The following is an 11065-nucleotide window of genomic DNA, read 5'->3' as shown; positions in this document are numbered from 1 at the left end:
TGGCCTCCATCGGACTCACCGAACAGCAGATCGACCAAATGTTCTGGCACAACCCCCGAAACGCCATCCAGTACACGGTCACCCACCGCTGAAACCGAAGCGATGTCGCGCTGGAAACCTCGATCGGCCGGAGTGGAGGCTGTCCCGTCCATGCGTTCTGAGCGCCTCGTGGTCTTCGTCGCCGGAGGGCGAGCGACCCGTCTGCAAGACCGCGCCGCTGATACACCAAAGGCGCTGCAGCCTGTCGCGGGTGTGCCGTTGCTGGATCATCTGATCAGGGAGGCGGCACGCCTCGGCTTCGGGCGGTTCCACCTCGCGCTGGACCACTTGTACCGCCCCATCGTGGAGCACCTCACACGTCGGGGCATGGATTTCACCTGGTCACTCGACGACGTTCCCGGCGGCGCCGGCACCGCCGGAGCGATCCGTTGCGCCGGTGGCCACCTGCCCGAGGAGTTCGTGGTGTGGCTCGCCGACACTCTTCCCCCGGCGGGACTGGACGGACCGGTCCTTGCCCCTCCCACAGCGCCGGCCGTCGCACGGATGGCCGTCTCGACGCAGGTCCCGGACGTGGTGCCGAACGTCGTGGTCGAGGGCGGCCGTGTCGTCGGTTACGACAAGCACGCGGCCGCGGGCGCGACGCACGTCGACGCGGGCCTGTACGCGCTGACGCGTGACGTGCTCCGGTACGTACCCGGCCGGCGATGTGATCTCGAGGAAGTGTGGCCGGTCCTGGCCGAGCAGGGCCTGATCGAGGCCGAGGTGGTGAGCGGCCGGTTCCTCGACATCGGCACGCCCGACCGGCTCGCGACCGCGGAACGGGAGTGGCGGAGGGTGGAGCCCCGTGCATAGCCAATCCGACCAGGCCACGGTCCGGGGCGCCCGTGGCTATGTCGACGACCTGTTCGTCGCCCTCGGCCGGCTGGACACGGAGCAGTTGGACACTGCCATCGAGATGGTCGTGTCCCGCATCCGCGGCGGGCGCGGTGTCTACGTCGTCGGCAACGGCGGCAGTTCGTCGGTGGCCGAGCATATGGCCTGCGACTGGCAGGCCGCTGCCTGGTATGCAGGCCACCGCACCCGGGAGGTCTGCTCCCTGACCGAGAACACGGCGCGGATCACCGCGATCGCCAACGACGTGAGCTACGAGGCGATCTTCGAGCAACAACTCATCGAGCGCTGCCATCCCGGTGACCTGCTGGTGTGCCTGTCGGTCAGCGGACGGTCCGTCAACGTGCTGCGGGCGGCGTCGGCGGCGCGGGAACGCGGTGTCGCGGTGCTGAGTCTCGTGGGCCAGGTCAGTCCCCTGTCCGAGCTGAGTGACGTCGCGGTCCAGCTCGACGTGCACGGCGACTACGGGCTGACCGAGGACCTCCAGTCACTGTTCATGCACATGGTGGCCAGGACCCTACGCAAAGTGCACGCGCACCGGGTGTCGGCCCCGGAGCAAAGGCTCGTCCGATGAGTGCGGCGGCGCGTCCCGCCGGGGCGCCCGCGCGCACGCCGCGGGCGATCCTCTTCGATGTCGGGATGACGCTCGTGCACCCCGACGGAAGTGTCATCTCGCAGGAGCTCGCGGCTCGGGGAGTGCCCGGTGTGACGGCGGCGGACGCCGGAGCGGCTCTGCAGATGGCGTGCGACGCGTCTCATATGCGGCTGCCCGCAGGCCACGACGCGATCGGCCGGACCGGGCTCGCCTTCGCCGGTGCGCTGGGGCTGCCCCCCGAGCCCACCGTCGAGGCGCTGCGCACCTGTCTTACGGAGCGTGATCTGTACCGTGAGCTCGACCCTGGCGCCGCGCCCGTGCTCCAGGCTCTCCGGGACCTCGGTGTCGTCCTCGCCGTCGTGTCCAATTCGGATGGCACCCTGCTGGAGGAGCTGGACCGCTGGTCCCTGCGCGGCTACTTCGACGTCATCGTCGACTCCACCGTGGCCGGTGTGGAAAAGCCGGACCCCGGCATCTTCCGTATCGCCGTCGACCGGCTGCGACTGGATGCGGCTGACTGCTGGTACGTCGGCGACCACGTGGTCAACGATGTCGTCGGGGGCATGGCCGCAGGCATCGGCGAGATCGTCCTGTACGACCGGTTCGACCTGTACCGGCACATCCCCGGCGTGCACCGGATCACCGAGCTCCCGAATCTGGTGACACTGACGGAGGAAGCGCTAGCGACCACGGCACGGTAACAGCCGCCCGGCTGACCGGCAGGGTGCTCCGGCGCCCCGCCGGTCAGCCGGGCGCGCACGCCACACCGGACGCGACCCGACCAGCCACGAACGCCCTGGCAACACGCTGCGTCAAGGATCCGTCAGCAGTCACCGGCAGGCAGTCGACGACCGCGCCAGCAACGCGAACACACCCGCAGTCCGGCTGACCCGCAGGCTACTGCGGCGCCCCGCCGGTCAGCCGGGCGCGCACGCCACACCGGACGCGACCCGACCAGCCACGAACGCCCTGGCAACACGCTGCATCAAGGATCCGTCAGCAGTCACCGGCAGGCAGTCGACGACCGCGCCAGCAAGGCGAGCACGTCCGCGGTGCGGCTGACCATCACGGGAAGGCTGAAGTTGTCCCGGACGTGCGCGAACCCCGCCTCTGCGTAGTCCTTGCGGGCGCCGGCGTCCGTGAGCAACCGCTCGAGAGCGGCGGCTAGTGCCTTCGGGTCGTGGGCCTCGACCTGAACGGCCACGTCCGGTCGTGTCACGATCTCATTGATGCCCGCGACCCGTGTGGTCACGACCGGCCGGCGGGCCGCCATGCCTTCCAGTACGGCCAGCCCCAGCCCCTCCTCGTGGCTGGGCTGCGCCACGAGGTCGGCGGCCGAGAAGAGCGCGGGGACCTGCGCGGCGACCACGGTTTCGTCGAAGGTGACGAGGTCGGCGCAGCCGAGGCGGTCGGCGAGGGACTTCAGCCCGTCGGCGTACGCTTGGGAGGCTGAGCTGACTGTGCCCGCGATGACCAGCCGCAGCCGTCGTTCGCGCGGTCGGAGGCTCGCGAACGCCTCGATGAGTTCCGACATGCCCTTGCGCGGCTTGAGGCGGCCGACGCAGGCGATCATCAGGTCACGATCGCTCAGGCGGTACCGGGCCCGCCAGGCAGCGGTCGTCTCCTCGCCGACGTCCGGCACGGGCACGCCGTGGTGGATCAGATGGACCGCCTCGGCCGGTCCGTAGGTGCGTGCCCGTTCGGCGTAGAACTGAGAGCCGGCGAGTACGGCGTCGGGGCGCAGGTCACCGTAGACGACAGCCATGCGTCCGTCACCGAACGGCTCGTCCTGCGGTGCGTGTTCGTGGAAGGCCGCCGCCCAGGCGAGGCCCGGCGTCGAGCGCCGGATCATGGCCGCCTGGAGGGCGGTGTCCAGGCTGTTCGACACCAGGACGTCAGGCCGGAAGGCGTCCATGTGGGCTTCGAGTTCGGAGGCGAGCGAGAACGCCATCTCCTCCCAGGGTAGTTTTTGCTGGTCGAAAAGCCGGCCACGGTAGCGCCAGAGCCGGGCCAGTCGGTAGGGCCGGGGCCCGGGGTCGGCCGCTCCCGGCTCCATGCCGTGTGGCGTGTCGGTTATCACCATGACTTCGTGGCCGACGGCGGTCAGCCCCTCGGCCAGGTTGAGTGCATAGGTCTCGGCACCGCCGATCACCGGGTCGAAGCTCGCTGTCAGGAGTGCCACGCGCATGGGGATCATCGCTTCCTGTCTCGGTCTGAATGTGCGGCCTGCGGGTGAGCGCGGCCGGCCCCGGGCCGCGGGCCGGCTGTGCGGTGCCCGCGGCCCGGCCAGGCAGGACGGCGCTCCACTCGCTCAACTGCCGGTGTCCGCCCGGCCGGAGAGTACGGCGTTGTCGAACAGCCCGGCCGGTACGCGGGTATGCGGCATCGTGATGCTGTGCCGCACATGGGCTCCTTGGGCCAGTACCGTCCGCGCTCCCAGGACGGACGGCCCTTCGACACGGCTTCCGGCGGGTACCGACACCCCCTCGCCCAGCAGGACCCGTCCGGTGACCGCTCCTTCCACCGGAGGATGGGCGCCCTGGCACCAGATATCCGCGCCGGGATGGGACGACCGGTCCTGGCACGGACGGGCACTGCGGCGGAGCCGGGCGGTGCCGAGGAGGTACAGCGAGGACGACAGGAGAGTCTGGGGGACGCCGACGTCGCTCCAGTACGCCGTCGTCCCGATCGCCGCCACCGGCATCCCGCGGCGCAGCAGTTCGGGCACCAAGTGCCGGTCGAAGTCCAGGTCCGGGACGGTCCCACGCAGATCGGACAGCACGTCCAGGGCTGCCGTCGAGACGACGTACATGCCGGTGCTGATCAGGCCGGAGGGCAGGCGTCGGGAGGGGGCCCGCACCATGGCGGTGATCCGGCCCCCGGCATCGACGCCGATCTGGCCGAACGGCCGCGGGTCCTCGACGACGTGCGTCACCACGGACATCACCGCACCTCGGCGTCGGTGCTCCGCGACCACGTCGGCGAAGTCCACGGTGGTGCAGGCGTCGCCGCTGACGACGACGACCTGGTCCGCTCCGGCGAGCTGTCCGAGGACCGCCAGCAGCCCACCGGCCGGGCCGGTCAGGCGTTCCTCCGTCACGGCAGTGAGCCGGATTCCGTGAACCGGTGCGGCGTGCATCCAGGCTTCGACGGCGGGTGCCAGGTAATGCAGGTTGCACACCGCTTCGGAGATTCCGGCGGCCGCGAGGTCCTCGGCGATCCATTCGATGAGGGGGCGGTTCAGGACCGGCACCAGCGGCTTCGGCATCGTGGCCGTGATGCTGCCCAGCCGGGTGCCCCGGCCGGCGGCGAGGATCACACCCCGCACGTCGCCCGGCACCGGCCTGCCGTCCCTCACCGGTGCGCCCATGACGCCCACAGGCCGGCTGCCGCCTGGTGCACGGCCTCCCGGGACGTTGCCCGGGGACTCCATCCTGTCGCGGTCAGCCGGGCGGTGTCCGGCAGTACCGTGCCGGCGTCACCACGCCAGGCCAGCTCGTCGCTGTGCTCCTCCACGGTGAACGTGACGCCGGTGACCTCAGCGACGACGTCGGCCACGTCCGCGATGGAGACACTGTCACGATTCGCCACGTTGACCACCCGCTGCCCCAGCGCCGCCCCGGGGAGGGCGTCGGACAGTTCGACGATGGCCGACGCACAGTCCTCCAGGCTGAGGAAGGAACGGCGGTGGTGGGTGGAACCGGTGATCCCGACCACACCCGTCGTGCCGGCGGCCTCACCGGCACGACGCACGAAGTCATGAATGACACCACGGCGCGTGGCCGGCCCGACGATGTTGGCGAGCCGGAACACCGCGGTCGGTACGCCGCTGCGGTGCCCGTAAGCCTCGACGAACGCCTCCGAGGCGATCTTCGCCGCGGCGAACCCCGTCGCTGCCGCCACCGGAGCCCGCTCATCCGGGTGTTGCGGACCGGACGCGTAGACCAGCTGACTCGAAGTGGTCACCACGGCACCCGGAACCCGCTCGGTGAGGGCATCGAGGAGATGGGCCGTCATACTGAGCGAGCTGAGGTGATCGAGAAGACCCGACCGGTCATCACGGTTTTCAGTGACCGAGGCGAGATGGACCACCAGCCGGTAATCCCGCACCAGTGCCGGATCGACCGGCCGACGCAAATCGACGACAGCAGCGGTCACTCCCCGGCCCGGACACGGCTCAACGAGGTCCCACGCGTCCACCTCGAAGCCCCGCCGGACCAACTCACCGACGACCGCCTCCCCTATCGCACCCGCAGCCCCCGTCACCAACGCCCGGTCAGCCATCGTATCGGTCTCCTAAGCATCCACTCGTACCATCATGACCAGTCAATCACCCGACACCGACCGGCCATTCACATGAAGCCGGACCAAAACGGGAAGACAGAGTCAGGCCAGCAGCCGGCCAAGGCCACAGGCCAGGGAAGCGGCTACGACACAGTCCGGATAAACCCGCCGGGTATCACTCTCATGGACCACGCCACGACCCGTCCGCACCAACATCGTCCGGCACCCAGCCGCCACCCCCGCCTGAACATCAGTGATCGCGTCACCCACCATCCAACCACCCTCCACACGACACCCCCAGGCGCGCGAAGCGGCGAACAGCATGCCCGGCTCGGGCTTCCGGCACACGCAGCGACGGGCCGGATCATGCGGACAGATCACAGACCCCACAATGTCCGCGCCCGCGGCCGTGAGCGTGTCGACAATGCACTGGTGGACCGCCAGGATCTCCTCCGCCGGCGCCGAGTCACGCTCGATGACCGCCTGGTTCGTCACGATGACCACGTCACGGTACATACTCAGACGGCGTACGGCGTCCACCGCTCCAGGGATCAGCGCGACATCGGACACCCGCCGTACGTGAGTGTCGCGGTTCTCAATCAGCACGCCGTCACGGTCCAGGAAAACCGTCGGCCGTCCCGCCCGCGCGTCCCGCCCGTCACGATGCCGCATCATCACGCAAAGCCGGCCGGTAGTCATGGTGCATCACCCCCACTTGAACGGACACGGGCCACTGCACAGACAACATCGCGTGTACAGCTCCGGCCGAGGACGCAGGACACCACCACAAGTCATCGCCACCCTCCCTCAACACCGTCTGCTCACACACTCAGACGGAGCATACGAACCCGTGCCCAGCTGGCGGCAGCGCATCAAAGACTACGAACCAGCCGCCGCGTCACGGAACTAACGAACTCGTGCACACTTGGCGGCAGCGCATCAAAGACTACGGACCAGCCGCCGCGTCCACGTTCACGCACCACTGACCACCGGGACCGACTGCTGATGGCAGCGCATCAAAGACTACGAACCAGCCGCGCCGCGTCACGGAACTAACGAACTCGTGCACAGTTGGCGGCAGCGCATCAAAGACTACGGACCAGCCGCCGTGTCCACACTCCCGCACCACTGACCACCGGGACCGACTGCTGGTGGCAGAACAGTCCAGCGACAGCTCGAATCATGTCACTCACGCACTCGCGGCGACCGTGGTACCGCGCAACCCCGTCGCGGTCAACGACGTTGGCGTCCGGGGAAGTCACGATCTCCACAGCGGCCACCGAGGCCAGCCCGGCCGTGCGGCAGGCGCTGGTCCAGGAGCCGCGCCTTGCGGGCGCTGCCTTCCAGCTCCTGCTCCAGTTCCGAGCCGAGCTCCCGGCGCATCAGCCGCTCGCGGGCGGTGGCGTCGGAGGCGGTGAGGAGGACCCACACAATCCGGACACCCGTCCCCATGGCCCGCTGGAACATGCCGGTCTCCTCGGGCAGCACACTGAGAGTGGCCGTATAGATCAGCCGGCGGTAGCCGCGCCGGGCGGAGTTGGCCCACACAGCGGTGAGGTTGGTCTCGGTGATCTCCGAGCAGTGAGGATCCCCTCCGGGCTGGATGCACCTGCCCCATAAAGTCACCATCGATGACTGCGTGAGGGACCGCCGCAGCCCGCAGCAACGCCGAAACCTCCCACCCCACCGTCGTCTTGCCGACTCCGGCCCACCCGCCGATCAGTAGCAATTCCGCGTGATCCATAAAGGCAGGGTGCCAATCCTGGTCTTGGTTCGCACTGCCGTGCGGGGCTTTGTAGGATCTCGGCGCGAGGCGGTGCCGCAGTGGTCGAGTGCTCGCCCAAGAACCTCGGAGAATCCCATGGGTCGTCCTCTCGTGCTGGCCGGTGCCGCCGCGTTGCTGTGCGTCGGCTGCTCCACGGCTGACGCCGGAAACCGCGACAAGTCCGCGGCCGCGTCGTCGTCATCGTCTTCCAAATCGTCGTCCGATCCCCGCTCCGCTGTACAAGCGGCCGTCGCGGCTCTCCGCGAGGACAGCGCCGGGTTCCGCCAGAAGGTCGAACTGGAGGGTGAGGGCCAGGTGTACGGCCTCACCGTCACCGGCAGTTTTGACTTTGCCGCGGACAAGGGCCACCTGGCGGTCGACCTCCCCGGCGGCGCCATTGACCACAGCGACCAGGTCTTCGCGGACGGCAAGATCTACATCAGCGGCGTCCAGGGGATCGGCGAGGATGCCTGGGGGGTCATGCCCCGGGACGAGGCGGAGGCCCACTACCTGCTGCGGGCCCCGCTCAACGACCCCGAGCATGTCCTGCAGCAGATCGCTGCAATGCGCAAGATCTCCCAAGAGGGCGAGGAGAACGTCCAGGGGGTGCACGCCGTGCACTACCGCGGCATCCTCGACCACCGCACCGTCACCCTGCGCATGTCCCCGGATGTGCGCACGAAGATGGACCAGGCCCGCGACACCCTGGGCAGCGACCTCCCGGTCTTCGCCGACGCGTGGGTCGACGGACGGGGGCGGCTGGTGCAGACCCGCATGAGCGTGAACATATCCAGTACACGGGCGACGCTGACCATGGCCCTGTCGGACATCGGCAAGCCGGTCCGCGTGACTGTTCCGCAGGCCACGGACACGGCTCCCATCACCGAGGTCGGCGGCATCCTGAACGGCTGAGCCGGATGGCTGCCGGACGGGCCGTTTCCCGCGCCCGGCGTCATCCGCGACGCCCGCTTCCAGGCACGCCGCACTTACGAGACGACGATCCGCCCCGGCTCCTCACCCCGGAGGGAGTCCGGCCGGATGCCACCACGGTGCAGAGCTTTCCAACGCGCCTGACCACCTGCAACCTCGCCACCGCCATGAATGTCCACGATCCCCGCAGGGGCACCATCACCCACCGCATCACCGACCTGTGACCGGCCAGATGCCTACAGCGTGACTGACCACTGGCCGCGTGAGAGCGTGGTCTGCCCGTCAGGGGTGATCGGGACGCGGGCCCCGGTCATGAGCAGCACCCCGCCGGTGACGAGACGGTCGAGGACGTCGGTCACCAGGTCCCACAGGCGGCCGGGACCGCCCTGGCGCACCGTCGGCAGGTCACGAGAACTCTCGGTGCTCGCGCGGGCCCAGCAGCCGTCGGGGTGAGCCATCCACACGGTGCGCCCGCTGCCCTCGTGCTGCTCGCCGCGGTGCTCGATGCCGGACGCCTCCAGCTCCAGAGTGGCGTGCACGGACCAGGAGTCCGGCACGCAGGTGAGCGGGTAGCGGCTGATAGACGCCTCACCGTCCTCGTCCGCGGCTTGCCACACCTCGGCGGCAGGCGGAGCGTCGTCGTAGCCGTCACCATGACGGGTACGCATGAACGTGGCGTGGTCGCAGCAGATGAAGCCGCGGGCCCCGCCGTCCGGCGTCTTGTCGGCGACGAGGATCATCGCGGTGCCGGTGATGGTGGTGACCAGCCCGCCCTCGGGGCGCAGCGCCGTCAGCCACGATGCGGGGACGGGCCGGACAGAGACGGTGGCCACGATGCGGTCGACGTCGCCGGGCAGGGGCCCGGTGATGTCACAGACGGCGGTGCGCGGGTGTAGACCGATGCCGGCCAACCGGTCGGTCGCGGCCTTGACCCGGTAGGGGTCGACTTCCACGCTCGTCACGAGCTCGTCGCCCAGGCGTCGGCAGGCCAGGGCGGTGCCATATCCAGTGCCGGTGGCCAGGGTGTGGGAGCCCGCATCCAGCATCGCGTGCCGGTACATGGTGGCGATCAGGGTGGGCAGGGTCGACGCCGAGGGCACCCAGCGCACCGCGACGAGCCAGTGGCAGTCCCTGCGACGCCTCTTCCTGCTCCTGGACCGACTCGGGTCGCCGCCACGGCAGGTGGAGGAACTGCGGGTGCGGCACCTGGAGCGGTACCGGATGAGCCGGCTGGAGACCTGCTCGCCGAAGGCCGCGGCCAAGAGCATGCAGGACCTGCTGCTGCTTCTGCGTGAGCTGCCCGCCCCAGAGGCGCCTGGATCCCGACTTCGCCGCGTTCTTGGTGCAACGCCGGCACGGGGCCTATGCCCAGCCCTCAGGCAGGCCCGGGTACTCGGACCGGGAGTTCCACTCGGTAATGGCCGCCGCGCGGTCCGACGCGGCGGCCATCCGCGACCGGCTCGCAGCCGGGGAGGACCTGCTGCGGCGCTTCCGCTCCAACCCCGGGGCACGCGACGCGGATGCACGCGAGCAGGACGCCCGGCTGGACACCATGGCAGCTTCCGGACGCCCGCAGGTGGACTACCGAGATCTGGCAGTGGGCCAGTACCCGGGCGCAGCCTACGCGCAAGCAAGGCCGCTGTTCGTGGTGGACTCCGACCTCGCACCGCTGCTGATCCACACCGCCGGGCCGACCGGCCGCAACCCCGAGACGCTCAAGGATCTGAGAGCCCACCACCAGGTGCTGGAAGGTAGGGCGGTGTCGCTCACCGTCACCAAGCGCCGCCGCGGCAAGGCAAACACCCTCACCCAGGTCCACTGGAGTGCCCACTCCGACGCCGGCCGCCATCTGGCGGCCTCCGGCTTCTACTACCTGCTTCTGCACCAGCTGATGGCCCGCAGCCGGGCCCCGTCGGGCACGGCCTCGCTGTGGTCGATCTGGGCAGGGGTGGGAAAGGGCGCCGCCCGCAACGCCACCACCTGTGGACGATCGCGTAATTCCCCAGGGCTGCGGTCACGTAATTCCCCAGGTGCTGGCGTCTTCTATCTGTCGACCGACCACGTTGTGTCGCCCGGTGGGGTGCCCTCCGCGAGGATCTGGTCGACGATCCGCAGTGCGTCGGGTAGCGGCACTGTGTCCTCGTCGAGGTACTCGTCGTGCTGGCCGTTGGCCAGGATGAAGCCCTTGCTCCGGCCGGCAGCTCCCGGTGTGACAGCGTGCTCGCCGGGGTCGGACTCGTCGTCAAGCAGCATCACCAACGCGCGCTTGGCGTTCGTGATGACGGCCAGAGAACGACCTCGCGAACTGGTCAGCCATGTTTCCAGCTGCCCGGCATCGATTCGCTCTCGAAGCACCGCCAGCGCCGCCGCGGGCGACGCTGGAACGGTGCCATCACTGAAGCTCCAGGACTCGGCCATGCGGACGACCTTCTCATATGCCACGAGCGGCCTGGCCTAGCTGGTCGACGGTTTGGCAGCAGAAGTCCTGGGTCGCTTGTTGGGAGGGTCTGTGTAGCGAACGGTGGAACTCGGTCGGTTTTGTTCAGCGGCGTCCGGCGGTGAGCCGGCCGTCGAAGGTGATGTCGAAGGCTTGGAGCGCG

General features: G+C 69.4%; 10 protein-coding genes and 1 pseudogene. 4 read left to right on the top strand and 7 right to left on the bottom strand.

Annotated features, from left to right (window positions below; translation table 11 throughout):
- The first annotated feature begins 102 nt into the window (after positions 1-102).
- From IE178_RS34585 to IE178_RS34575, 3 genes are read left to right on the top strand one after another with little or no spacing between them, the layout of a single operon-like run.
- Entirely contained in the window at positions 103-852 is a 750-nt protein-coding gene (locus IE178_RS34585; protein WP_318280413.1) for a nucleotidyltransferase family protein, read from the top strand.
- Positions 845-1465, top strand: a complete 621-nt coding sequence (locus tag IE178_RS34580; RefSeq protein ID WP_184764741.1) for a D-sedoheptulose-7-phosphate isomerase — start codon at positions 845-847, stop codon at positions 1463-1465. Before IE178_RS34585 ends, IE178_RS34580 begins: the two co-directional genes overlap by 8 nt.
- A complete protein-coding gene (locus IE178_RS34575; protein WP_193515005.1) occupies positions 1462-2187 on the top strand; it encodes an HAD family hydrolase in 726 nt (241 codons plus the stop codon). Before IE178_RS34580 ends, IE178_RS34575 begins: the two co-directional genes overlap by 4 nt.
- Before the next feature lie 302 nt (positions 2188-2489).
- Here IE178_RS34575 and IE178_RS34570 read toward each other — a convergent pair whose 3' ends face one another.
- The 5 genes and pseudogenes from IE178_RS34570 to IE178_RS34550 form a co-directional block, all read right to left on the bottom strand.
- The gene (locus tag IE178_RS34570; protein ID WP_184764743.1) at positions 2490-3668 is read right to left on the bottom strand and encodes a glycosyltransferase family 4 protein; all 1179 of its coding nucleotides are present in this window, start codon (positions 3666-3668) and stop codon (positions 2490-2492) included.
- Positions 3669-3797: 129 nt separating this feature from the next.
- Positions 3798-4856 carry a nucleotidyltransferase family protein gene (locus IE178_RS34565; RefSeq protein WP_193515004.1) on the bottom strand — a complete coding sequence of 353 codons (1059 nt, stop codon included), beginning with the start codon at positions 4854-4856 and terminating at the stop codon, positions 3798-3800.
- The gene (locus tag IE178_RS34560) at positions 4841-5770 is read right to left on the bottom strand and encodes an NAD-dependent epimerase/dehydratase family protein (RefSeq protein ID WP_184764745.1); all 930 of its coding nucleotides are present in this window, start codon (positions 5768-5770) and stop codon (positions 4841-4843) included. Before IE178_RS34560 ends, IE178_RS34565 begins: the two co-directional genes overlap by 16 nt.
- 102 nt (positions 5771-5872) lie before the next feature.
- Positions 5873-6469 (bottom strand): D-glycero-alpha-D-manno-heptose-1,7-bisphosphate 7-phosphatase, encoded by a 597-nt coding sequence (locus IE178_RS34555; protein WP_193515003.1) that lies wholly within the window; start codon positions 6467-6469, stop codon positions 5873-5875.
- Positions 6470-7069: 600 nt separating this feature from the next.
- A pseudogene (locus tag IE178_RS34550) lies at positions 7070-7514 on the bottom strand (AAA family ATPase); the annotation flags it as partial.
- A gap of 117 nt (positions 7515-7631) precedes the next feature.
- Between IE178_RS34550 and IE178_RS34545 the strand changes: the two are divergent.
- Positions 7632-8447 carry an SCO4651 family lipoprotein gene (locus IE178_RS34545; protein ID WP_193515002.1) on the top strand — a complete coding sequence of 272 codons (816 nt, stop codon included), beginning with the start codon at positions 7632-7634 and terminating at the stop codon, positions 8445-8447.
- A gap of 254 nt (positions 8448-8701) precedes the next feature.
- Here IE178_RS34545 and IE178_RS34540 read toward each other — a convergent pair whose 3' ends face one another.
- Positions 8702-9733: a methyltransferase domain-containing protein gene (locus IE178_RS34540; protein ID WP_318280412.1), complete on the bottom strand. Its 1032-nt coding sequence runs from the start codon at positions 9731-9733 to the stop codon at positions 8702-8704.
- Between the two features lie 775 nt (positions 9734-10508).
- Positions 10509-10883, bottom strand: coding sequence for a hypothetical protein (locus tag IE178_RS34535; RefSeq protein WP_193515001.1), 375 nt, complete (start codon positions 10881-10883; stop codon positions 10509-10511).
- Positions 10884-11065 lie beyond the last annotated feature (182 nt).

This window comes from Streptomyces griseoloalbus (assembly GCA_014650015.1).
In the GTDB taxonomy this organism is placed as follows: domain Bacteria; phylum Actinomycetota; class Actinomycetes; order Streptomycetales; family Streptomycetaceae; genus Streptomyces; species Streptomyces griseoloalbus.
The sequence above is the reverse complement of the archived record's forward strand: the minus strand, read 5'-3'. Positions and strand labels throughout refer to the sequence as shown.